This is a genomic window from Sorangium sp. KYC3313 (genome assembly GCF_052075895.1).
Taxonomy (GTDB): Bacteria; Myxococcota_A; Polyangia; order Polyangiales; family Polyangiaceae; genus Sorangium; species Sorangium cellulosum_B.
Window position 1 is genome coordinate 10,434,986 of record NZ_CP197255.1, and the last position, 24,081, is coordinate 10,459,066.

15 protein-coding genes are annotated in these 24,081 nt (G+C 72.8%); 8 read left to right on the top strand and 7 right to left on the bottom strand.

Features of this window, described 5'->3' with window-relative positions; translation table 11 throughout:
* Window positions 1-75: 75 nt before the first annotated feature.
* Window positions 76-420 carry an FmdB family zinc ribbon protein gene (locus ACSRUE_RS39620; RefSeq protein ID WP_437769363.1) on the bottom strand — a complete coding sequence of 115 codons (345 nt, stop codon included), beginning with the start codon at window positions 418-420 and terminating at the stop codon, window positions 76-78.
* 262 nt (window positions 421-682) lie between these two features.
* Between ACSRUE_RS39620 and smc the strand changes: the two genes are divergently transcribed.
* The 3 genes from smc (at window position 683) to ACSRUE_RS39635 (ending at window position 6,698) form a co-directional block, all read left to right on the top strand.
* Window positions 683-4,288, top strand: a complete 3,606-nt coding sequence (smc, locus tag ACSRUE_RS39625) for a chromosome segregation protein SMC (RefSeq protein WP_441288085.1) — start codon at window positions 683-685, stop codon at window positions 4,286-4,288.
* Window positions 4,285-4,866 carry a hypothetical protein gene (locus tag ACSRUE_RS39630; RefSeq protein ID WP_441288086.1) on the top strand — a complete coding sequence of 194 codons (582 nt, stop codon included), beginning with the start codon at window positions 4,285-4,287 and terminating at the stop codon, window positions 4,864-4,866. Before smc ends, ACSRUE_RS39630 begins: the two co-directional genes overlap by 4 nt.
* Window positions 4,867-5,048: 182 nt before the next feature.
* A complete protein-coding gene (locus tag ACSRUE_RS39635; RefSeq protein ID WP_441288087.1) occupies window positions 5,049-6,698 on the top strand; it encodes a hybrid sensor histidine kinase/response regulator in 1,650 nt (549 codons plus the stop codon).
* A 110-nt stretch (window positions 6,699-6,808) separates the two neighbouring features.
* Here ACSRUE_RS39635 and ACSRUE_RS39640 read toward each other — a convergent pair whose 3' ends face one another.
* The 4 genes from ACSRUE_RS39640 to ACSRUE_RS39655 form a co-directional block, all read right to left on the bottom strand.
* The gene (locus tag ACSRUE_RS39640) at window positions 6,809-10,057 is read right to left on the bottom strand and encodes an error-prone DNA polymerase (RefSeq protein WP_441288088.1); all 3,249 of its coding nucleotides are present in this window, start codon (window positions 10,055-10,057) and stop codon (window positions 6,809-6,811) included.
* On the bottom strand, window positions 10,054-11,928 hold the full coding sequence (locus tag ACSRUE_RS39645; RefSeq protein ID WP_441288089.1) for a DinB/UmuC family translesion DNA polymerase: 1,875 nt from the start codon (window positions 11,926-11,928) through the stop codon (window positions 10,054-10,056). Before ACSRUE_RS39645 ends, ACSRUE_RS39640 begins: the two co-directional genes overlap by 4 nt.
* 17 nt (window positions 11,929-11,945) lie before the next feature.
* Window positions 11,946-12,746 carry a recombinase A gene (locus ACSRUE_RS39650; RefSeq protein WP_441288090.1) on the bottom strand — a complete coding sequence of 267 codons (801 nt, stop codon included), beginning with the start codon at window positions 12,744-12,746 and terminating at the stop codon, window positions 11,946-11,948.
* A gap of 275 nt (window positions 12,747-13,021) precedes the next feature.
* A complete protein-coding gene (locus ACSRUE_RS39655; RefSeq protein ID WP_441288091.1) occupies window positions 13,022-14,170 on the bottom strand; it encodes a citrate synthase in 1,149 nt (382 codons plus the stop codon).
* Window positions 14,171-14,393: 223 nt separating this feature from the next.
* Between ACSRUE_RS39655 and ACSRUE_RS39660 the strand changes: the two genes are divergently transcribed.
* Complete coding sequence (locus tag ACSRUE_RS39660; RefSeq protein WP_441288092.1) at window positions 14,394-15,683, top strand: citrate synthase family protein; 1,290 nt, start codon at window positions 14,394-14,396, stop codon at window positions 15,681-15,683.
* A 15-nt stretch (window positions 15,684-15,698) separates the two neighbouring features.
* Here ACSRUE_RS39660 and ACSRUE_RS39665 read toward each other — a convergent pair whose 3' ends face one another.
* Together ACSRUE_RS39665 and ACSRUE_RS39670 are read right to left on the bottom strand one after the other, a co-directional pair.
* Complete coding sequence (locus tag ACSRUE_RS39665) at window positions 15,699-17,645, bottom strand: potassium transporter Kup (RefSeq protein ID WP_441288093.1); 1,947 nt, start codon at window positions 17,643-17,645, stop codon at window positions 15,699-15,701.
* Between the two features lie 58 nt (window positions 17,646-17,703).
* Window positions 17,704-18,366: a UdgX family uracil-DNA binding protein gene (locus tag ACSRUE_RS39670; RefSeq protein WP_437769373.1), complete on the bottom strand. Its 663-nt coding sequence runs from the start codon at window positions 18,364-18,366 to the stop codon at window positions 17,704-17,706.
* 148 nt (window positions 18,367-18,514) lie between these two features.
* Between ACSRUE_RS39670 and ACSRUE_RS39675 the strand changes: the two genes are divergently transcribed.
* The 4 genes from ACSRUE_RS39675 to ACSRUE_RS39690 all read left to right on the top strand — a co-directional run bounded on the left by ACSRUE_RS39675 (window position 18,515) and on the right by ACSRUE_RS39690 (window position 24,076).
* Window positions 18,515-19,246, top strand: coding sequence for a TetR/AcrR family transcriptional regulator (locus ACSRUE_RS39675; RefSeq protein ID WP_437769374.1), 732 nt, complete (start codon window positions 18,515-18,517; stop codon window positions 19,244-19,246).
* A 342-nt stretch (window positions 19,247-19,588) separates the two neighbouring features.
* The gene (locus ACSRUE_RS39680; protein ID WP_437745186.1) at window positions 19,589-19,972 is read left to right on the top strand and encodes a hypothetical protein; all 384 of its coding nucleotides are present in this window, start codon (window positions 19,589-19,591) and stop codon (window positions 19,970-19,972) included.
* A gap of 184 nt (window positions 19,973-20,156) precedes the next feature.
* Window positions 20,157-20,825, top strand: coding sequence for a hypothetical protein (locus ACSRUE_RS39685; protein WP_437769375.1), 669 nt, complete (start codon window positions 20,157-20,159; stop codon window positions 20,823-20,825).
* A gap of 155 nt (window positions 20,826-20,980) precedes the next feature.
* Entirely contained in the window at window positions 20,981-24,076 is a 3,096-nt protein-coding gene (locus ACSRUE_RS39690; RefSeq protein ID WP_441288094.1) for a CheR family methyltransferase, read from the top strand.
* The last annotated feature ends 5 nt before the right edge of the window (window positions 24,077-24,081 follow it).

Here is a 24,081-nt window from a genome sequence, read left to right on the forward strand (position 1 = left end):
CCGGCGCACCACGACGGCGCCACTGCGCGCTGCGCCGCGCTGGCCACAACCCCGTCGCTGCTCGCCGAGCTGGCGTCAGGCCGCCGCGGAGGAGGAGGCGGGCGACGCGCTGGAGTCGCTCTTGGTGCTGCCGCTCGCCGGCGAGGCGCTGCTCGACCCGGAGTCCGAGCTCGCCCCTTCCGACCCTGAGGAGCTGCCCGACCCGCCGTCCGACTTCGCGGGCGGCTTGTTCGACCCCGAGGCGTAGAGGTCGGAGTACCAGCCGCTGCCCTTGAGGATGAAGCCCGTGCCGCGCGAGATCTGCCGCCGGGCTGTCGCGTTGAGGCACGACGGGCACTCGGTGAGCGCGGCCTCCTTGATGGACTGCTCGGCCTCCCATTCATGCGCGCAAGATGTGCAGGCGTACTCGTAAGTGGGCATGACGTTTCTACTCCTCGGAACAACCGGAGGAGTATGGCCACGTTAGCCACCTGTCAAGGCGGCTGCCAAAGCACCCCTTGCGCTTCGGACATCGCTGCACCAGCGGGATGCGCAAGACCTGGTCCTCGGTGCGCGTGAGGAGCCAGGATTCCGCTCTTGCCGCGCGGCGCCAGCCCACGTAGACCCCGAGACGCCAGTTGTGACGGTACGTGGCGTGCTGTGACGATACGTTTAAGCCCGCCCGGCCGGTCCCGGGGACGTCATGCGCATTCGTAAGCTCGAGATCAGCGGGTTCAAATCGTTCGTCGACCGGACGGTGGTCCATTTCGACACGGACGTGGTGGGCATCGTCGGTCCCAACGGCTGCGGCAAGTCGAACATCGTCGACGCCATCCGGTGGGCGATCGGGGAGCAGAGCGCGAAGCACCTGCGCGGCAAGTCGATGTCGGACGTCATCTTCAACGGCTCCGAGACCCGCGCCCAGCACGGGATGGCCGAGGTGACGCTCACCTTCGACAACAGCGAGCCGACGGCGGCGTCGCAGCTGCCGCTGGAGTACCGCGACTACGCGGAGATCGCGGTGACGCGCCGGCTCTTCCGCGACGGGACGAGCGAGTACCTCATCAACAAGACCCAGGTCCGGCTCAAGGACGTGACCGACCTCTTCCTCGGCACCGGCGTCGGCACGAAGGCCTACTCCATCGTCGAGCAGGGAAAGATCGGGCTCATCGTCTCGGCGCGCCCCGAGGACCGGCGGATGCTCATCGAGGAGGCCGCCGGCATCACGAAGTACAAGGCCAGGAAGAAGCAGGCCGAGCAGAAGATGGACCAGACGCGGCAGAACCTGCTCCGCGTGGGGGACATCGTCTCCGAGATCCAGCGGAACCTCGCGTCCCTGAAGCGCCAGGCGGCCAAGGCCGAGCGGTACGTCAACTACCGCAAGGAGCTGGAGGACCTCGTGCTCCACGAGGCGTCGCACAAGCTCCTCGAGATCACGGTGCTCACGCAGCACGAGTCGCTCGGCAGGGCCGCGCACGCGGAGCGCGAACAGGCATCGCGCACGGCGCTCTCGGCGCGCGAGGCAGAGATCGAGGTCACCCGGCTCGAGGCCCTCGCCTGCGAGGAGCGGGCCGAGCGCGCGCAGAACGAGGCGTTCGCGGCCGACAACCAGGTGCGCACCCACGAGGCGGAGATCGCGCGGGCGCGCGACCGCCTGCGGCACCTCGAGGAGCGGCTCGTCACCGCGGCCAAGGAGCAGGGAGAGCTCGAGAAGACGGTCGAGGAGCTCACCACCGAGAAGGCGCAGCTCGAGGCGCAGCTCGCCGGCGTCGACGAGGAAGAGGCGCGGGAGAGCGAGCTCGCGCTCGAGCAGCACGAGCGGCTCGAGGAGCTGCGCCACGGAGAGCGGACCGCGGAGCACGAGGTCGCCGCCCTGCGCCGGCGGGCCGCCGAGGCCACCGCGGCGGTCGCGGCCGCCGAGGCGTCGCTCGCCGGCTTCGATCGGCGCATGGCGGAGATGAGCCAGCGGCGGGCGAAGCTCGAGGACGAGCTCGGGCGGCTGATGTACGAGTCGGAGGAGCTCGAGCGGCGGCGCTCGTCGCTGACGCGCAACGTGGCGGAGCTCGCGGACGGGAAGCGGATCTCGGCGGAGGAGCGGTCGCGGCTCGACGTCGAGATGAAGGCGCTGCGCGAGCAGGCGGTCTCGAGCGACCGCGCCGTGGAGCACGCCAAGAACGAGCTCGGGCAGCGGCGCAACCGGCTCCGCGCGCTCGAGGAGCTGCACGCGCGGCTGGAGGGCGTCGGCGCCGGGGTGAAGAACCTCCTCAAGACCAAGGACCCGGCGCTGCTCGGGCTCGTGGCCGACCGGATCGAGGCGCCGGCCGAGCTGACCGCGGCCTTCGCGGGGCTGCTCGGGGACCGGCTGCAGTGCGCCGTCGTGAGCGACGTCGAGCGCGGGATCGCGCTGCTCGCGGATCTGTCGAAGAACAACCGCGGGCGGGCGAGCGTGATCGCGGCGCGGCCCTCGTTCGTGGCCGGCGCGGCGCGGCGGCCGCCGCGCGGGGAGGGCGTGCTCGGGCCGCTCGTGGACCGGCTCGTCTTCGCCCCCGAGGACGAGGCGCTGGCGCGCGCGCTCGTGGGGGACGCGGTGGTCGTCGCCTCCGCCGAGGTCGCGGCGCGGCTCGCGGCGGAGGGCGCGGGGTGCACGCTCGTGACGCTCGACGGCACCGTCCTCCGCGAGGACGGCGTGGTGAGCGGCGGCTCGGGCGACGCGGTCGCGGCCGGCATGATCGAGCAGAAGCGGGAGATGCGCGCGCTGCACGAGTTCGTCGCGACCAAGTCGGAGGAGGTGACGGCCCTGCTCGACGCGCAGCAGAAGCTCCGCCTGCGCATCACCGAGGTGGGGACGGCGCTGGAGCGGGCGCGGAGCGAGGCGCACGAGGGAGAGCTCGCGCTCGTGACGGCCGAGAAGGATCTCCGCCGCGCGGAGGAGCAGCTCGCCGCGGCGCAGAAGCGCGAGGGCGTGGTGCGCTCCGAGCTCGAGGACCTCGCCGACAACCTCGACGCCGGCGGGAGCGAGCAGCAAGCGGCGCGCGACAAGCTCGAGGCGGGGCGAGCGGCACGCGAGGCGTCGGCGGCCGGCCTCGAGCACGCCGAGCAGGTCGCGGCCGAGTGGCGCGAGCGGGTGCTCGGGCAGCAGTCGGTCGTGACCGAGCGCAAGGTGAAGCTCGCGCGCGTGCGCGAGCGCGCCGCGGCGGCGCGGGGCACGGTCGAGCGGCTCACGCGGTCGTGCAACGAGCTCCGGGGCCGGATCGCCCGGCTCGACCAGGAGCGGACGGAGAGCGCCGTGGGCGCGGGGAAGGCCGCGGCGACGATCATGATCGCGCGGGAGGCGCTGGTCCGCGCCGTCGCCGAGGCGCACGCGGCGCAGGCCGCGCTGACCGAGGCGCGGCGCTCGCTGGACGAGGCGCGGCAGGCGCACGGGGTGCGCGAGGCCGACCTGCGCGGGCTGCGCCAGGAGCTGGCCGAGGTGTCGGAGCGGCTCCGCAAGCACGAGCTCGCGCTGGAGCGGCTGCGGGTCGAGCACGACCACCTCATCGAGGGGGTGCGCGAGCGCTTCCGCGGGCTGGAGCTCGCCCGCGTGGTCGGCGACTACCACAAGCGGCCGCCCGCCGACGCCTCGCACCGCGCGCGCATCCAGGAGCTGACGGAGCTGCTCGACCGCATGGGCCCCGTCAACCTCGACGCCGTGCGCGAGCACGCCGAGGCCGAGGAGCGGTACACGTACTACTCGGGCCAGAAGGCCGATCTCGAGAAGGCGCTCGACGACCTCGAGAAGGCGATCGCCCAGATGAACCGCGAGTCGAAGCGGCTCTTCAAGACGACGTACGACGGCATCAACGCGCGCTTCAAGACGCTGTTCCCCAAGATGTTCCGCGGAGGGCAGGCGGAGCTCAGGCTGACGAACCCCGACGACATGCTGGAGACGGGGATCGAGATCCTCGCGCAGCCGCCGGGCAAGAAGCTCGGGAACATCGAGCTCATGAGCGGCGGCGAGAAGGCGCTCACCGCGGTGTCGCTCATCTTCGCGATCTTCCAGTTCAAGCCGTCGCCGTTCTGCATCCTCGACGAGGTCGACGCGCCGCTCGATGAGGCGAACGTGGCCCGCTACAACGAGGCGATCCGGAGCATGACGAGCCACTCGCAGTTCATCCTCATCACGCACATCAAGCGCACGATGCAGTCGGTCGACGTGCTCTACGGCGTGACGATGCAGGAGCCCGGCGTGTCGAAGCTCGTCAGCGTGAAGATCAACGAGACGGCGAAGCGCCCGGAGCGCGAGGCGGCGCCGGCGGCGGCGGTGGCGTGAGCGCGGACGGGGCGGCCGCGCAGCGCCTGTCGCGCGGCGCCTCGGGGCTCCGGCACCTCCGCTGGGCCCGCGAGGTGCTGGCGACGCTCGAGGCCCACGTCGAGCACAACACCGCGCTCTCCGGCGCCGATCACGAGGCGCTCCAGGGCGAGGCGAGCGCGCTCGCGGCGGCGGTGCAGGCGCTCAGCGGGGCGGTGAAGCGGTACCGGGATTTCCTCGAGCGGACGCGGGTCCGCTACCGCGGGCGCGTGCGCGTCGCGGAGTACCTGGTCCGAGAATCCAACGCGGGCGAGGCGGGCGGCACGGCGCACGCGCACCTTGGTGCGTCGCGCGCGCACCTCGAGGAGGCGCTTGTGGAGCTCACCTGGATGGAACAGGCGCAGCGCCAGCCGCTCAAGGCAGCGCTCTCGGCCGAGATCGATCGGCTGCGCGATGCGATGGCGCGGATGGATGCACACCTCGCGGGGCGGCTCTCCGGGAAGTTCGTCGAGAGCCTGTACCCACCGCTCACGGACGGCGCGACGAGGGTCGCCGACGACGGCGATCCGGACGACGACGCGACGTCCAGCCCTCGATAGCCGCGCGAAGCGGGCGAGCCGGCCGGCTGGCGCGCGGCTCGAAGGAGACCGGCGGCGCGGCGAGGCGCCTGGCAGGCGCAGCGGAACGGATCACCATGCCTGCACGCCGGGATGGAGATGCGGTAAAGGATCTTCGAAGGACCCCTGAAACGGGTCTTCGAAGGACAGCTGAGAGGACGTCGATGGGCTGCGCGGAGCCGGCCGCCATCCTGCTCCTCCGCGGGCGCGCCGCGGCGAGCGAGCGATTCGAAGCGCTGATCCGACGCCACGTGCCGGACGTCGGCGTCACCTCCGATCCCGCGCGCGCCCTGGAGCGGTGCCTGGGCGAGGCGCCGCCGGTGCTCGCCGTCGACTGGAGCGATCCCACCAGCGCCGCCGCGTTCTGCGGCCGCGTGCGGGCGCAGCCCGGCGGCGATGCGGTGTTCGTCCTCGCGATCACCGAGCGCGACGGGGACGTCGACGGCATCCTCGCGGCCGGCGCGAGCGATTTCCTGCTCGCGGGCGGCGACGGAGCGGGCCCCCGGGCGCGGCTCTCCGTCGTCCGCGAGCGCGCCGCGCGCGACGCCGCCTCGCGCCAGGCGCTCGCGCAGACGCAGGCCCGCCTCGTCGGCGCAGGCCGCATGGCGAGCGTCGGCACGCTGGCCGCCGGCGTCGCCCACGAGATCAACAACCCCCTCGCGTTCGTCATCACGAACGTCGACGCGGCCATCCGGCGCATCGGCTCGCTCGATCGCCGGAATAGCGCCGCGCGTGGCGGCCCCTGGGCGCGCTCTCACGGCGACGGCCGCGCTCCATCGAGCGAGCTCTCCGACGTGCTGAGCCTGCTGGAGGACGCGCGCGAGGGCGCCGAGCGGGTGCGGCTCATCGTGCGCGATCTCCACCGCTTCTCGCGCGCCGAGGAGGACCGCCGCGGGCTGGTCGACCCCCGGCGGGTGCTCGACTCCTGCGTCCACATGGCGATGAACGAGATCCGGCACCGCGCCCGCGTCGTCCGGAGCTTCCAGGAGGTGCCGCCCGTCCAGGCGAACGAGCCGCGGCTCGCGCAGGTCTTCCTGAACCTCATCGTGAACGCCGCGCAGGCCATCCCCGAGGGGCTCGCCGAGCAGAACGAGATCGAGCTCTCGACGCGCTGTGACGCCGAGGGGTCGGTCGTCGTCGAGGTGCGCGACACGGGCGCCGGGATCGCGCCCGAGTCGCTCGAGCGGATCTTCGAGCCGTTCTACACGAGCAAGGGAGCTGGCGAAGGGCTCGGGTTGGGGCTCGCGATCTGCCACTCCATCGTCACGGCGCTGGGGGGTCGGATCGAGGTGGACAGCCGCCCCGGCAAGGGGAGCACGTTCCGCCTCGTCCTCCCCGCCGCCGCGGCCAGCGAGGCGCACGCCTCCGCCGCGCCCGGCTCGTGCGCGTCGAGGTGGCCGCGCGAGGACGGCAGCCTCGACGCGCTCGCGCCGGAGGCGGCGCAGCGGCAGCGGGTCCTCATCATCGACGATGAGCCGCTGCTCACGCGGGCGATCGCGGGGACGCTCGAGCCACGGCACGAGACGACCGCGACCGCGAGCGCGCGCGACGCGCTCAGCCGGATCCGCGCCGGAGAGCGCTACGACGCCATCCTGTGCGACCTCATGATGCCCGATATGACGGGAATGGATTTTTACACCTCGCTCGCCGAGCACGCGCCCGAGCAGCAGCGCCGTGTCGTGTTCCTGACCGGCGGCGCCTTCACGGAGCGCAGCAAGGCGTTCCTGCAGCAGGTCAACGCCCGGCTGCTCCTGAAGCCGTTCGACGCGGCGACGCTGCTCTCGCTGGTCGACGAGGTCGTCGCCGCCCGCTGACGAGCGCGCTCGCGTCGACGAGGTCGTCGCCGCCGCCCTGACGAGCGCGCGTGCTCCCCTCACGCGCCGCCGATCGCCCCGCGCTCCGGGAGCGCGGCGTCGGCGCGCCCTCACCGGTAGTCGCGCGATTTGAGCGCGATCTCCTCGCCGCTGGGCAGCTCCAGCCGATCGAGCTCGCGCGCGAGCACGTGGACGACCTCACCCTGCCGCTCGATCCGCCCGGCGACGAGCAAGAGCGCCGCGTTCCTCGCCACGTGCTCGTACTCCGCGAAGACCTGCCGCTGGACGATGACGTTGACCACGCCGGTCTCGTCCTCGAGCGTCATGAACGTCACGCCGCTCGCGGTCGCCGGCCGCTGGCGTCCGACCACCATCCCGGCGACCCGCACGCTCTCCCCGTCGCGCGCGGCCTTGATCTCCTCGGCGGTCCGCACGCGCCCGGCCCCGCGCCGCCGCTTGAGCGCCCGCCGCACGTGCCGCATCGGGTGGTCGTGCAGCGACAGACCCACGCGCCCGTAGTCCAGCGCGAGCTGCTCCAGCGGCCTGAGCGGAGGGAGCCCGACGTCCCGGTCCTGCTCGATCGGAACGCCCTCGAACAACCCGTCCACGCGGGGGGCGCGCGCGCGCCAGAGCGCCTCTCTCCGGGCAGGCACCAGCGCGGCGAGCGCGCCCGCTTCTGCGAGCGCCTCCACCTCGTTCTTCTTGAGCTCCGTGCGCCTCACGAGATCCGGGAGGCTCGTGAACGGCGCCTCCTCGCGCGCCGCCACGATCGCCGCCGCGGCCGCCTCGCCGAGCCCCTTCACGAGCCGCATGCCGAGCCGCAGCGCCGGGCCCGCCGAGGGCTCGGCGGAAGGCTCCAGGGTCGCGTCCCACGCGCTCTGCACCACGCACACAGGCCGCACCTCGACGCCGTGCCGCTGCGCGTCCTGCACCAGCGCCGACGGGCTGTAGAACCCCATCGGCTGCGCGTTGAGCAGCGCGCAGGTGAACGCCGCCTGGTGGTGGACCTTGAGCCAGGCCGACGCGTACACGAGGAGCGCGAAGCTCGCCGCGTGCGACTCCGGGAAGCCGTACTCCCCGAAGCCCTGGATCTGCTGGTAGAGCATCTCCCCGAACTTCGCCGAGATCCCCTGCTCGGCGAAGCCCTGGATGAGCCGCCCGCGGTGCCGCTCCAGGCGCCCGTGCTTCTTCCACGCCGCCATGTCGCGGCGCAGCTGGTCGGCCTCGCCCGGCGTGTAGCCCGCGCCGACCATCGCGATCTGCATCACCTGCTCCTGGAAGAGCGGAACGCCGAGCGTGCGCTCCAGGATGGGATCCAGGCACGGGTGCGGGGACACCGGCGGCTCCTGCCCCGTCCGCCGGCGCAGGTAGGGGTGCACCATCCCGCCCTGGATGGGCCCGGGGCGCACGATCGCCACCTCGATCACCAGGTCGTAGAACTTGTTCGGCTTCAGCCGCGGGAGCATCGCCATCTGCGCGCGGCTCTCGATCTGGAACACCCCCACCGTGTCGGCCCGGCCGATCGCCTCGTAGACAGCCGGGTCCTCCGGCGGGATCTGCGCGAGCGCCGCGATCGGATCGAACGCGGCGCCTCGGCCCGCATGGAACGAGATCCCCGCGGGCGCGGGGTCCCGCGCCGTGTGGACCAAGGGACCCGTGAGCCCGGCGTACCGGTCCGAGTGGATCAAGCCGAGCGCCTTGCGGATCGCCGTCAGCATGCCGAGCGCCAGGACGTCGATCTTGAAGAAGCCGAGATCGTCGAGATCGTCCTTGTCCCACGGGATCACCGTGCGGCCCTCCATCCGCGCAGGCTCGACCGGGGCCACCTTGTGCAGCGGCTCGGACGACAGCACGAAGCCGCCCACGTGGATCGAGAGGTGGCGCGGGAAGCCCTCGAGCGCGCTCGCCATCATGACGGCTTGCCGGACGCGCACGTCATCCGGATCGAGGCCCGCCTCGCTGACCCGCTGCTCGGTGATGTCCGCCTCGTGGTGATGCACGAGGCCGCTCAGCCGATCGACCTGATCCGCCGAGAAGCCGAACGCCTTGCCCACCTCGCGGAGCGCGCTCTTGCCGCGGTAGGCGATCACCTCCGAGACCATCGCCGCCCGGTCGCGCCCGTACATCTCGTAGATCGCCTGGATCACCTCCTCCCGGCGCTCGTGCTCGAAATCGACGTCGATGTCCGGGGGCTCGTGGCGCTCCTCCGACAGGAAGCGCTCGAAGAGCAGGCTCGACCGGGCCGGGTCCACCGCCGTCACGCCGAGCACGAAGCACACCGCGCTGTTGGCCGCGCTCCCGCGGCCCTGGCAGAGGATCTGCCGCGCGCGCGCGATCTTCACGACCTGCTGCACGCTGAGGAAATAGGGCGCGACGCCGAGCTTCGCGATCAAGGCGAGCTCCTTCTCGATCTGCGCGCGCACCGGAGGCGGCGCCCCCTCCGGGTAACGGTCGCGGCAGCCCTCCTCGGTGAGGCGGCGCAGCGCCTGATCCGACGTCTCCCCCGGCATGCAGAGGGCGTCGCTCGGGAAGCTGTAGCGGAGCTCGGACAGCGAGAAGCGGCAGCGGGACGCGACCTCCACCGTGCGCGCGACCCAGGCCGGATGATCGCGGAACAGCGCCGCCATCTGCGCGCCGGACCGCACGTACGCCTCCGCGTTCGGCGCGATCCGCGTCCCCGCTTGATCGAGCGTGGTCTTGGTCCGGATGCACGCGAGCACGTCCGCGAGCGGCTTGCGCGACGGGTGATGGTAGAGCGGGCGCGCCGTCGCCACCACGCAGGGGCCATAGCGGCGCTCCGCCGCGAGGGCCGCCGCGACGCGCTCGCCGTCGCGGCGGTCGAGGTGCTTCCAGGTCGCGACGAGCGCGCGCTCGCCGAACGCGTCGCGCAGCGTGCCGAGGAGCGCGCCGGAGACGCCCGCGGGCACGAGAGGATCGAGCGGCACGATCGCGGAGAGGCCCCGCTGCGCCGCCGCGATCGCCTCCGCCGAGATGCTCGCCATCCCCTTCTCGCACTCGGCGTGCGCGATCGTGAGCAGGCGGCAGAGGTTCGCGTAACCCTCGCTGTCCTCGACCAGGAGGACCACCGACGGCCGGACCTCCGGCGCGCGCTCGGCGCCCCCGCGCGGCGCCCCCAGCGTCAGCTCGGCCCCGACGATCACCCGCTGCTCGACCTTCTTCGCCGCCGTGTGCGCGCGCACGCTGCCGTAGATCCCGTCGCGATCGCAGAGCGCGAGCCCCTCGAGGCCGAGCTCCTTGGCGCGGTGCACGAGCTCTTCGGGGTGCGAGGCGCCCTCCAAGAAAGAGAAGCAGGAGCGGCCGCAGAGCTCCACGAACGGGACCGACGCGCCGGCGCTCACTCGCACCACCCCTGCAGGAAGGCCTCGCCCGTCGCGCGGTCGACGTAGATCCACGCTTCGCCGCAGGAGCTCGCGCTCGCGCCGTCTCGAGGAGGGCGCAGCTCGCCGAGGCGCGCCGGGGCGGCCTTGCCGGACGGAGAGCCCGAGACGAGCCAGGCGCGCGCGTAGTCGCGCGACGCCGGCGTGGGCGTCCACCACTCCACCGCGTCGATCCGCATCACGAAGGAGAGCCGCTCGATCGCGTAGAGGTGCCGATCGACGGCCACGATCGCCCCGCGCCCCACCCGGCCGAGCGGGATCGGCTGCGCGAGGAGCCGCGCGGGCTCCAGCGCCGGCGCGTCCGCGCCCCCCGCCTGCTCCGCCGCGCCCCGATCCGCCGCGGCGCGCGCGCGGGCCGCGGCGGACGCGCGCGTCATGGCCGCCTCGCCAGAGGCCGGCACGAGCCGCGAGCGCGCCTCGGGGCGGTGCGCGTCGGCGATCTCCAGGATGCCCACCCGCTCCTGGCCGATCTCCGCCGAGAGCTCGGCCAGGAGCGCCGGCAGGCTGTCGGGATCGGCCGACCGGTCGCGCGACAGATCGAGCTGCACCCGGCGGGCCCGCGCGATGCGCGAGGCGATGACGTGGACCCCCACCGCGGGCGCCGCGAGCTCGATCCGCTCGAGCCTCGCCTTCAGCGGGCGGAGCAGATCGCTTGCGTCCGAGAGGGGCACCGGCATGTCGACGTGGAAGCGCAGCGAAGGGCCGCGCCCGTCGTCTTCCAGTTCCAGGAGCGCCGCGGCGGCGCCGTCGTCCTCGCGCTCGCCGAGGCGGAGCCGCGCGATCGAGCGATCGTAGGCGATCGCCACGTTGAGCCGCCCGCACGCCTCCCCGCGCGCGGCGAGCCGCGACGCGATCCGCGACGTCATGCCGCGCAGCACGAACAGGAGCGACTCGGCGCTCTCGATCGGCTCGTCGAAGAGCACCTCCTCCTCGAGCAGCCGGGGCACCTCGAACGGCAGGAGCGGCACGGGATCGCGGCCGGCGAGGAGCTCCATCACGTCGGCCGTCCGCGGCCCCAGCCGCGCCGCCACCTGCGCCCGCGGCAGGCGCGCGAGATCCTCGACGCGGAGCACGCCGAGCCGGACGAGGAAGCTCGCCACCTCGCGCTCGACCGGGAGCGCCTGCACCGGCAAGGGCCCGATCGCCTGCGCCCCCTTGCCCGGCGGCGCGATCGGGGCCTCCGCCCCTCCCCCGCCGTCCGCGTGCGCGCCGAAGCGCGCGAGCGCCTGCGCGAGCCGCGGCCCGTCGGCGATCGCGAGCCGCGCCCGGTGGCCGAGCGCCGCCACGCGCTCGCCGAGCTCGCCGAGCAGCGCCTCCTCGCCGCCGACGAGGTGCGACGCCCCGGTGATGTCGAGCCACACCGTGTCGTACGGCCCGTCGCCCCAGGGGCTCCGCGCCTCGCTCGCGGCGCGCTCGGGAGCGCGGCTCGCCCGCGCCGCGCCGGCGCGCGGGGCGCCCTGCTCGCCGAGCTGGATCGCCGCCGTCGCCCCGAGCCCGAGCGCCACCTCGGCGACCCGGCCGAGCGCCGCGTCGATCTCGGCGAACGTCACCCGGTGGATCGCGAGGTGGGCGACCAGCGCCGCCGCCTCGACGACCTTCTGCCCCGGCCTCACCCCGTACCGCCTCGCCTCGTCGTCGACCACGTCGATCACCGCCGCCGGCGCCTGCGGCTCGCGCTCGGGCCGCGGCGCGGGCGCCGCGCGGCGGTCCTCCTCGCCCCCGAGGATCACCGCGAGCGGCGCCTTCCCGCTCGGCGAGACCGGCCCGCGCTGCTTCACCAGCTCGCACGCGAGCTGCGGGAGCACGATCGCCACAATGCGCCTCACCGCCATCGCCTCTCTCCTCTCCCTCACGCCCGCGACAGCGCGGGCCGCGGCTCGCCGCCCGCCGTCCGCTCTGCCCTGTCCCCGGGCCGCTCCCCGAGCACCACCGGCGTCGGCGAGGTCACGCGCCCTCGGCGGTCCTTGGCGACGCGGACCATCAGCCGGTTCTCGGCGACCTGCTCGAGCTCCAGCCGCATCGCGACCGGCAAGGGCATCGGCCGCGCCGCCTGGCGATCGGTGAGGAGCAGGATCGTCCCGTCGCTCCCCTCGATCGCCAGGGCGAGCTTGCGCACCACGTTGACCCAGCGCGCGAGGTCCTCCTCGCGGCGCCCCGCCCCGGGCGCGCTCCGCTCCCCCTTCCCCGCGCCCTGGCCGAAGGCCCCCGGGACCCCGGCCACGTCGATCACGAGCACCGCGAACGCCCGGCTCATCGCCATCCGCACCGCGACCTTCGCGAGCACCTCCGGCGGGGGCCGCACCACGAGCAGCCGGCTCAGATCGACCTGCGCGCGCGCGACCGCCGGCGCGAAGAGCGAGCCGCTCGGGTCGACCCACGCGCACCACGCCCCCGCCGTCGCGCTCGTCCCGCGCAGCCGCGCCTCCGCTTGCGCCGACGCGCACGCGGAGAGGGCGAGCGAGGTGGAGCGCCCCAGCCCCCGCGGCGCGGCGAGCTCCACCACCCCCCCGCGCGGCAGCCCCCCTTCCGGGAGCGCGTCGTTGATTTCCCGCAGGCCGAGCGGGAGCGTCTTGGCGCGCGCTTCGAACTCGGGGAGGGTATGGCGCAGGAGGTCCCGGGCAAGCGGAGCGGCAAGAGCGGCGGACGACATACTGAACACGATAACAGTGCCCCCGCGAGGCTGCCAACTTTGCAGGACGAACAACGTCCTACCCGCGCCCGGCGCGTTCTCCTTTTGTCCTTCCAGGGCTCTGGAACGGCCTCTCCGGCAATTTCTGTGCGGATTAGGATGGCAGGACGACGGGGATGAAGCGAATGCCGTCGCGGACTCTTCAATAAGTCCGACCGGGGCAGGTCGACCTCATGGCCGGCGACGACGAGCGCTCCTGCCAGCGGCCTCGCCGCGCACGCGGCGGGCCCGACGCGTCAATGCGGCGGAGCTGCCGCTCCGGGGACGCCCCCGATGTAGCGTGAGCTCGGGCGAATGAGCCGCCCCGCGCGCCGTTGCTCGTCGATGTGCGCGCACCAGCCCGCGACCCTGCCCACCGCGAAGGTCGGCGCGAAGAGCGCGCGTGGCAGCCCGAGCGCGTCGAGCAGCACCGCCGTGTAGAACTCGACGTTCGCGCGCAGCGGGCGATCCGGGTGCCGCGCGCGGAGCGCGGACTCGGCCGCCCGCTCGACCTCACGCGCCAGCGCGAGCCGTGCGCTCCGCGCGCCGCCTGCCGTCCGCCCGAGCCGCTCGATCGCCCGCTCGAGCACCGCCGCCCGCGGATCCCTCACCCGGTAGATCCGGTGGCCCATGCCCATGATCCGCCGGCCCGCCGCGAGCTCGGCCTGGATCCAGCGCTCGGCGCAGCCCGGGGGCGGCGCGCCGCCCTCGCCCGCCTTCGCCGCGACCGCGTCCAGCATGTCGAGGACCGGCCCGGGCGCGCCGCCGTGGAGCGGCCCCTTCAGCGCGCCGATCGCCGCGACCACCGCCGAGATCGCGTCCGACCCCGTCGAGGTGACCACGCGCGCGGTGAAGGTGGACGCGTTCATGCCGTGATCCGAGACCGTCACGAGGTACGTGTCGAGCTCGCGCGCCTCGGCCTCGCTCGCCGCGGCCCCCCGCGCCATGCGCAGGTAGTCGGCCGAGAGCCGGAGCGCCGGATCGGGCGCGACCGGCGCCTCCCCCGCGCAGCGCCGCGCCCACGCCGCCGCGAACGTCGCGACCGCCCCGGCGATCGCCGCGGGCGGGACGTCGCCCGAGAGGTGCGCGACCGCGGCGCGGAGCGCATCCATCCCGTCGCCCGCCTGGAGCGCGTCCCCGAGCTGCCCGAGCAGCGCGAAGGCCCTCGTCCGCCCCTCGGCGATCGCTCGCCGGAGCGACTCCCGCTCCGCCGCCCCGGGCAGCGCGCCGCCCCAGAGCAGCCCGCACGCGTCCTCGAAGGTCACCCCGCCGCCGCCGGCGAGCGCCTCGACGTCGTGGCCCGCGAGGGTGAGCCTCCCCCGCTCTCCGTCCACCTCCGAGAGCCGCGTCTCCGCCACCACCACGCCCTCCAGGCCGCTCGCGAGCGGCGCCGCCACATCCCTCATTCCGATCACCTCCGCTGACGACATCTTGGGCACCGCACGAGGTTGATCAACCTTGATTGTACAATCAACCATGCACGGCCTCGAAGCGCGTCGAGGAAGAATCCCGGAGGAAGCCGAGGAGGGCGGTGCTAGGAGGAATGGATGTCGCCGATGTCGCCGGCGCGCGCGACGCCGGCGCCTCGTGCATCGGAAGACAGGATGGATGCAACGTTGATGGGCGCTCATGGTGGATCTACCTGACTCGGGGCAGCGCCCCTCGGCGTACGTGACCGGCGCCGAGGCGGCGGAGCTGCTCGGCGTGAAGCGGGAGACGCTCTACGCGTACGCGAGCCGGGGCGTGCTCCGGGGGGTGCCCGGCGGGCGAGGGCGCGCGCGGCTCTACCTCCGAGCGGACATCGAGCGGCTCAAGGCGCGGCACGACGCGCGCGCCGGCCACGGCCCGGTCGCCGCCGAGGCGCTCCGGTGGGGCGAGCCGGTGCTCGAGTCGGCGCTCACCGCGATCGGTCCGCGCGGGCCCGTCTACCGGGGCAAGGAGGCGGTCGCGCTGGCGCTCGACGACGTGCCCTTCGAGGCGGTCGCCGAGCTGCTCTGGACCGGCGAGCTGCCGGCGGAGGGCGCGCCGGCGGCGCGGCCAGGCCGGCTGAGCGTCCGCCCGGCCAAGCTCGCGGCGCTCCTGCCGGAGGGCGCGCCGCCGTTCGTCGCGCTCGCGCTCGTGGTGCCCGCGCTCGGCGCGCACGACGCGACCCGCCACGTGGGCGCGCCCTCGGGCGACGGGCGCATCCCCACGGGCGACGCGGAGCGCGCGCGGGCGCGGGCCCTCGTGCGCTCGCTCGCGGCGCTCGTGGGCCTCGGGCGGGACGCGCGCAGGGCGACCGACGCCCTCGAGGCCGACGGGGCGGCGCGGCGGCTGCTCATCGCCCTCGGCGCGAACCCCTCGAAGAAGGCCGAGCGCGCCGTGAACCGCGCGCTCGTGGTCTCGGCCGATCACGAGCTGAACGCCTCGACGTTCGCGGTCCGGGTGGCCGCCTCCACCGGCGCCGACCTCTACGCCTGCGTCAGCGCGGGGCTCGCCGCGCTCTCCGGCCCGAGGCACGGCGGCATGACCGACCGGGTGGAGGCCCTGGTCGCCGAGGCAGGCCGGCCCGAGCGCGCCGCCGCCGCGGTCCACGAGCGGCTGCGCCGCGGCGAGCCCATCGCCGGCGTCGGGCACAGGCTCTACCCCGAGGGCGACCCCCGCGCCCAGCTGCTGCTCGACACGGCTCGCGCGCTCGCCCCGCAGAGCGCGGCCTTGCGCACGGTGCTCGCGCTCGTCGACGCGCTGCGCGACGCCGGCCTCGATCCGCCGTCGCTCGACCTGGGCCTCGTCGCGATCGCGGCCGCGCTCGGCCTGCCGGCCGGCACGGCGGCGGCGCTCTTCGCGGTGGCGCGCGCCGCCGGGTGGATCGCCCACGCCTTCGAGCAGCGGGAAGCGGGGTACATGCTCCGGCCCCGCGCACGGTACACGGGGCCCTGAGCCCCGCGCGCACCCCTAGAAATCGACCTGCATTCCGAGCTCGACCACGCGGTTCGGCGGCAGACCGAAATACGCCGTCGCCGGCCGCGCGTTCCGCGAGATGAAGGCGAACAGCCCCTTGCGCCACCGGGACATCTTCGAGCGCCCGGTCGTCAGCAGCGTCTCCCTGCCGAGGTAGTAGCTCGTCCTCCCGAGATCGATGTCGAGCCCGTGCCGCTTGCACCCCTCGAGCACCGACGGCGCGTTCGGCGTCTGCATGAAGCCGTAACACGCCGTGACCTGGTAGATCCCCTCGCCCCGCGGGATCACGGTCGTGCGCCGCTCCGCCGGCACCTCCGGCACGTTCGTCACCTGGATCGAGAGGAGCACCACCTGCTCGTGCAGCACCTGGTTGTGCTTCACGTGGTGCAGCAGGATCGGCGGCGTGCCCTCCGGGCTCGACGCCATGAAGACCGCCGTCCCGCGCACCCGGTGCGGCTTCACGCGCTTCACGTCCTCGAGGAACATGTCGAGCGGCAAGATCGCCGACTTGATCGCCGCGGCGAGGTGCTTGCGCCCCGTCTTCCAGGTCGTCATCACCGTGAAGATCGCCGCGCCCATCACGATGGGCACCCAGCCCCCGTGGAAGAACTTGGCGCTGTTCGCCGCGAAGAACGCGAGATCGATCACCAGGAAGAGCCCGGCCAGCGGGAGCGATTTCCAGACCGGCCAGCCCCACGTCTCCCGGGTGACCACGTAATAGACCACCGTGGTGATCCCCATCGTCCCCGTGACGGCGATGCCGTAGGCAGCCGCGAGCGCGCTCGAGTTCTTGAAGGTGAGGACCAGCACGATGCACGAGATCAGGAGCCCGCTGTTCACCTCGGGGATGTAGATCTGCCCCGCCTCGTCCTTCGACGTGTGGACCACCGTGACACGCGGGAAATACCCGAGCTGCACCGCCTGCTGGGTCAGCGAGAAGGCCCCGGAGATGAGCGCCTGGGACGCGACGACCGTCGCCGCGGTGGCGATCGCCACCGTGGGGTAGAGCGCCCACGGCGGGACCAGCACATAGAACGGGTTCGCCGCCGCGGTGGGGTCCGCGAGGAGCTTGGCGCCCTGGCCGAAATAATTGATGAGCAGCCCGGGCCAGACGATCGTGTACCAGGTGTATTTGATAGGCACGCGGCCGAAATGCCCCATGTCGGCGTACAGCGCCTCGCCGCCCGTGATGCAGAGGACGACCGCGCCGAGGATCAGGAAGCCATGCAGTTGGTTCTCGGCAAAGAAGCTCACCGCGTAGGTCGGTGAGACGGCCCGGAGCACTCCGGGGCTGCGGATGAGCTCCTTGGCCCCGAGCAGCACGAGCGTGACAAACCACACGAGCGTCACCGGCCCGAAGATCGACCCGACCCCGGCCGTGCCGCGCTTCTGCACGAGGAACACGGCGAGCAGCACACCGCAGGTGATGATCGGCACGACGGCAGGGTCCAGCTTCGGAATCGCGACCTCGAGGCCCTCCACGGCGGAGAGCACCGAGATCGCAGGCGTGATCACGCCGTCGCCATAGAGGAGCGCCGCGCCGACGAGGACGAGGAGCACGAGGAGACCGCGGCCCTCGCCTTTGCGATCGCCGCTCGGGACGAGCGCGAGCAGCGCGAGGATGCCGCCCGCGCCCTCGTTGTCGGCCCGCGTGATGAACGTCACGTACTTGACGGTCACCACCATCATCAACGACCAGAACATCAGCGAGAGCACCCCGAGCACGTTCCCGGGCGTCGGAGCGACGTGGTGCGGGCTGCTGGGGCTGAAGCACTCCTTCATCGCGTAGAGCGGGCTCGTCCCGATATCGCCGTAGACGACCCCGAGCGCCGCCAGCATCAGCGGCCACATCTTCTTCGAGCTCCCCAGGTGGGCGCGCTCGGCCATCGAAGAGGGCGTGGGGCGCTCTGCGGCGGGGACCGGTCGTGGGCTCATCGTCATCGGGGGCGAATCCTACTCCATCGAGAGCGCGCCCCGCGAGGAGGCGGCGCGCGCCGGCTCAGCCGAGCGCGCGCGCCGCCACGGTGAGATCTTCGATGAAGCGGGAGAGCTCGGCTCGCCTCGCCGCTTCGTCCGGCATGCGGAGGATCGACGCGGGGTGCACGGTCGCCAGCACGCGCGGCGCGAGCGGCGAGGCGACGATCCTGCCGCGCTCACGCGTGACCCGGAACGAGCCGCCGAGCAGCGCCTGCGCCGCCGTCGCGCCGAGGCATACCACGATCGCCGGCTGCACCACCGCGATCTCCGCGGCGAGCCACGGCAGGCACGCGCGGATCTCGCGCGCGTCCGGCTTCATGTGCACGCGGCGCTTGCCGCGCGGCTCCCACTTGAAGTGCTTCACCACGTTGGTCACGTACGCCCGGCGCCGCTCGATCCCCGCCGCCTCGAGCGCGCGATCGAGCAGCTGCCCCGCTGGCCCCACGAACGGCTTGCCGGCCAGGTCCTCCTTGTCGCCTGGCTGTTCGCCGACGAGGAGCACGTCCGATCGCGCCGCGCCCTCGCCGAACACCGTCTGCGTCCCCCGCTCCCAGAGCGGACACGCCCGGCACCGCGCCGCAGCCTCACGCAGGCTCGGCAACGAAGGAGGGCTGGGGACGAGAGCCGCCGCCGTCGCCTCGCCGACGCCGCGCCCTGCTGCATTTCGTCTCGCCACGCTGGCCATGACCACCTCCGCAGCATCGCTCGTGCCAGGGCGACGCGGCGCGGTCGAACGCGCCGCGTCGCGAGAAGCGCGGCCGACGAGCGCCTTGACGGCCTCCGGCGGCCTTCCCATAGTGCCCCGGTCCTCCGACGTTGACCGACCAGTCAGAATGCCCCGCCTTGCCGATCGCCGCGCCAGGATCGAGCTGCTCCGCGCCGCCGAGGCTGCCTTCACCGAGCGCGGCTTGGCCGCCGCGAGGGTCGAGGACATCACCGAGCGCGCTGGCGTCTCGAAGGGCGCGTTCTACCTGCACTTCCAGAGCAAGGACGACTGCTTCAAGCAGATCGTCGAGACCTTCATCGCGCGCCTCGCCGACTGCGTGGAGCCGCCGCCCATCGTCTTCGAGGCCGAGCGAGCGTCGGTGAACGAGTACTTCAAGCGGGTCCTCGCCCACGACCTCGATGTGCTCGAGTTCTGCTGGCAGAACCGGGCGCTCCTCAGGATGATGCTGGCGGGAGGCGGTGGGACCCCGTACGCCTACCTGATCGACGAGTTCGCCCAGCGCGTCGCGCGGCAGGTGGAGGGCCGCGTCCGGTACGCGATCGACATCGGCCTTTACCGGTGCGATCTGGAGCCCAGCGTCATCGCCGCGCTCATCTCCGGCGCCTTCGATCGCCTGGTGCGCAAGCTCATCGACGCGCCATCCAGGCCAGACATCGCCGCCTGGGCTGCGCAGGTGCTCCAGCTCTTCACGCACGGCCTGCTCGCCCCGGAGGTGCGCGCCGTCGCTGACCTGTCGGTCATGGAAGCCCCCCCGCGCAGCGTGCGGCAGACCGCCGACCCGCCGCCTGCCTCGGCGTCGAGCAGCGAGCGCCGGCGCTCCAAGGCCAAGGCGACCTAGGCAACCTGGGTGTCGGGCTTTGCCTGAATAGAACGGCCGGAGGCTCGGCGGTGCCAGGACAGCTTACAGGGAATCCCTGACGAGCGATTCCATATCGCCCTAGCGGTCGGCCGGGCAGCAGCTGAGCTACAGCTGGCAGTCAACGGGATTTTCGGCAGGACAGTGAGGGGGTGGAGCGGGGAGCCGGAGGGAGAACCGCTCGGGCAACTCGGGAGGAGCGCAGCCTTGGGGAGCGGTCCTGCTCGTTCAATCGCGCCAGGCTGACCGTCGCGCGCTCTGGCCGGTCGCGGGCGCTCTCTGGACGGCTCTCCGCAGAAGAACGGAACTGTCGAGGGGGGCGGAATGGGCAACCAGACGGGTCGTGATAGACGGTTAATCCAGGAGCTGCTCCGGCAGACCTGCCGCTCGATCCAGTGGCGTGCGGACACCGCAAGGTCGATTGCGGACAGGATCGAGGTCGCCCTCGCCGAGCACGCGCTCCACGTCTCGACGCCGGACGTCGACCTGCGCGTCCGGCTGACCAAGGACTTTGCGCTCGCCATCGCGATACGCGTGCTGTCCTTCGGCGAAGACGCCGAGGAGTCGCTGAGCAAAGCCCTGTGTCAGGACAGGTCGCTCATGGCGGAGCTCGTGAAGGCAGAGTGGCAGCTCGTGCGCACCGCCTGCAGAACAGCCGAGCAGACCGCCGGGAGGCTGGTGCTGCTGACGGCGGTACCGGAGGCGTGAGACCGCAAGCAGGACGCGCGCCGAGAACTCGCGCCCTGGGCTCACGGCGAGAGATCCGTGAGAATCTCATGGAGCGGGGGGCTCGCCCGCCCGGCCCGGCGCCATGGCGAGCTGCACCCCGGAAGCTGCTATCAAGAAGAGCGCAGACACCGTATGACGCGACCGGGCCCACGAGGCGATACAGATGGCGCCCCAGACCAGCTACAGCATTTACGTTCGCTTCCGTGGCAGGCGGCTCGCGCTCACGAAGCACATCCGCTCGCTCGAGACGGCCCGGTCTGCGCTGCAGGCCTTGCGAGCAGAGCGGTTCCACGACGCCGATCAGGTCTTCCTCGTCAACGACGCGACGAAGCAGATCATCGACGAACGGGGGTGGGAGGACGCCGGGGGGCCCGCGGAGGATCAGCAGCTCAGCGTCAACGTCCGCCTTCCGACCGATGGCAAGCGAACGGAGCGCACGCAGGACGCGGGGAACGACGAGGCGGATCGATCGTTGCGAGGGGCGCAGGCTCCCGCACTGCTCGCGGCGCCCGAGGCGCTCGCGGCGCCCGCCGATCACTTGGCGCGAGCCGAGGGCGAGGCGCGGCACGTCTCACCGGAGAGGAGGTGGTCCGGGGTCGAGGACCTGGAGCCACCGCGCGCACGCCTGCGCCGCGCGATGGCGGCAGCCCAGGTCGCCCGGGCGCGCCATGACGCCGCGCTGGAGGCCATGACCAGGCTCCAGCCCGGCGGGAGGATGGATGAAATGACACGGATGAGGCTCAACGATTCTGCCCGAATGGTATCCGAACGATCCGCACACATCATCGAGCGGCTCGAGCAACTCCTGAAGCGCCTGGAAGGCGCACGCTGATAGGGTGAGATGACCGTGAGGCGCCGTGTCCCATGCGCGACATGGACGACGACAGCCATCGTTGACCGACCGCCCGCCGGAACCCTGGCTTAGTCCCTGTCAGGCTCTCGCCGTCGCGAGGCGCCTGAGAGGGCGCCCAACCGTTCAAGCCAACAATGCCCGAACAGAAGAAGTCACGCCGGACGCAACTCGGGGCACCGGGCCCGAGCGACGCCGCGCCCCAGGCCGGCAGGGCATCCGCGCCGGGGCGCGCGCCGGTCCCGCCCGAGGACGCCGGCGAGAGCGCCGCGGCGGGCGAGCCGCGCGTCGACGGTGAGCTGCGCTTTCCCGTCGTCTGTATCGTCGCGTCGGCCGGCGGGCGCGGCGCGATCGCGGAGCTCCTCCGGCGGTTGCCCAGCAGAGACACCAGCCTCTCTCTCGTCCTGATCTACAGCGCAGATCCAGGGGAGCTCCCCCTCCTCGAGCTCGTGGCGCAGAGCAGCCCTCTCCCTGTGGCCGAGCTCCGATCGGGGATGAAGCTCGCGCCGGGTCGCGTCCAGGCCCTGCCCCCGGAGGCGCAGGCGACGCTGGCGGGGCTCCGCGTCGACCTCGCGCCGCGGGGCGAGGGCGGCCCGGGCCCTGGCGATCTCTTCCTGCGCTCGCTCGCGGGCGAGCTGGGGTCGGGCGCGGTGGCCGTCGTGCTGTCCGGCGCCGGGAGCGACGGTGCGCTGGGGCTGAAGGACGTGAAGGCCGAGGGCGGGGTCACCTTCGCGGAGAACCCGCGCGGCGCGGAGCGGCCGGCGCTCCCGCGGAGCGCCATCGCGGCCGGAGGCGTCGACTTCGTCCTCAGCGTCGAGGAGATCGCGGCGGAGCTCGTGCGGATGGGTCGCCCCGGGCACGTGCTCGCTCCATGGCTCAGGCAGGGTACGCCCCTCGGCATGGACGCCGATCTCAGCAAGCTCCTCAGGCTGCTTCACGCCGCGGTGGGCGTCGACTTCAGCCAGTACAAGAAGAGCACCCTGAGGCGGCGCATCCAGCGGCGAATGACGCTCCATCGGCTCGCCACCCTCCAGGATTACCTGGATCATTTGAGAGCGCACCCCGGCGAGATCGAGGATCTCTACCAGGACCTCCTCATCAAGGTCACCACGTTCTTCCGCGACCCGGGCGCCTTCGCCGCGCTGAAGACCCACGTGTTCCCGGTGCTCATGCACAGCAGGCCGCAGGACTCCCCTGTTCGCATCTGGGTGCCGGGCTGCTCGACGGGCGAGGAGGTCTACTCTCTCGCCATCTCGTTGCTCGAGTTCCTCGAAGCCGACGCGACCGATCACGCCATCCAGATCTTCGGCACCGACCTGAGCGAGGCCGCAATCCAGCAGGCGCGGTCCGGGATCTACATCGAGAGCATCTCGATGGACGTCTCTCCCAGCCGGCTGCGCCGCTTCTTCGTCAGGGTGCAAGGCGGCTTTCAGGTCAACAAATCGGTCCGCGATCTGTGCATCTTCTCGCGCCACAACGCCGCGGCCGACGCGCCCCTGCTGAAGCTCGATCTCACGAGCTGCCGCAACCTGATGATCTACCTGGAGCCGAGCCTGCAGCGCCGGCTGCTGCAGACGTTCCACCAGGCCCTCAAGCCCACGGGGTTCCTGCTCCTCGGCGCGTCCGAGAGCCTCACCACGGCGCCCGATCTGTTCGGGGTCGTGGACAGGACCCACAGGATCTTCTGCAAGCGCGCCGCGTCGGAGGCGGCCCACCCGCTCGCCCTCACCGCGCCCGCTCTGCCCGGCGCGCCGGTGGTCGCGCTCGCGTCGGAGAGGCCGCGGGAGCCCGAGGGGCTCGGCATGGATGCGGTGCGCAAGGAGGCCGACGCCATCGTCATGGCGCGCTATGCCCCCGCCGGCGTGGTCGTGGACGAGGAGATGCAGATCGTCCAGTTCCGGGGCAAGACGGGGCCCTACCTCGAGCCGTCACCGGGCGACGCCAGCCTCCACCTCTTCAAGATGGCCCGAGAGGGGCTCGTCCTCGGCATCCGGGCCGCCATCGACGCGTCGATGAGCTCGGGAGCGATGGCCCGCAAGGAGCAGCTCAAGGTCAGGCAGGACGAGAAGATCCGGTACGTCGACGTCGAGGTCTGGCCGCTCAAGGTGCGGCTCCCGCAAGGGCGCTGCTTCCTCGTCACCTTCGCCGAGTCGGGCGCCGCGCGGCTGGACCGGCCGGGTAGCGACCCGGCCCCGAGCGACGCCCAGAAGGATCTGGAGATCGTCCAGCTCCGCAGGGAGCTCGTGACCACGAGGGAGTACCTCCAGTCGCTCATCGAGGAGCTCGAGGCGACGAACGAAGAGCTCCTGTGCACGAACGACGAGCTCCTCGCGAGCAACGACGAGCTGCACAGGGTGAACGACGCGCTCGAGGGCGCCCACGACGAGCTCGAGTCGGCGAACCAGGAGCTGACGACCATCAACGAGGAGCTCCGCAGCAGCACCGTCGCGCTCGGCCTCGCCAACGACGAGCTGCGCAAGCTCCTCGGCGGCATGAACATCCCGATGCTGATGGTCGACGCGGACCTACGGATCCGCCGGGTCGCCGGCGCCGCCGACAAGCTGCTCGGCCTCGCCGCCAGCGACGTGGGCAGGTCCATCCTCGAGGTGAAGTCGAGGAGCGTGGCCGACATCGCGCCGGTCGTCGCCGAGGTGCTCGGCACGATGAGCACCGTCGAACGGCACGTCGAGGACCGCGACGGGCGCTGCTATCTCATGCGGGCGCGCCCTTCCCGGACCACCGACGACGAGGTCGACGGCGCGGTGATCTGCTGGCTGGAGAGCGAGGCGCCGAGGCGCGCCGCGCGCGAGCTCGCGGGCGCGCGCGACGGCCTCTCCGCCGTCTTCGAGGTGCTGCGCCATCCGTTCCTCCTGCTCGACGGGGAGCTCCGGATCCGGGCCGTCACCCGGCGCTACTGCGAGCAGTTCATGGTCCCGCTCGGGGACATCGAGGGACGATCGCTCTCGGCCATCGATGCCGGATGGAACACCCCGCAGCTGGAGCAGCAGCTCCGGGACGTGCTCCACCGCCGCGCCGCGCTCGTCGACTTCCGCCTCGAGGCCGTGCTCGCGCACGCCGGCCGCAGGACGCTCTCGTTCTCAGCCTTCCGGCTCCAGGCCGACGAGGGCGAGCTCCCGGCCCTGCTGCTCGTCGTCGAGGACAGGACGGCGCCCGAGATCGACCCGGCCGGTCCACCCGGGCTGCGGCCAGCGCGCCGCGCGGGCCCCGGCTGACGCGC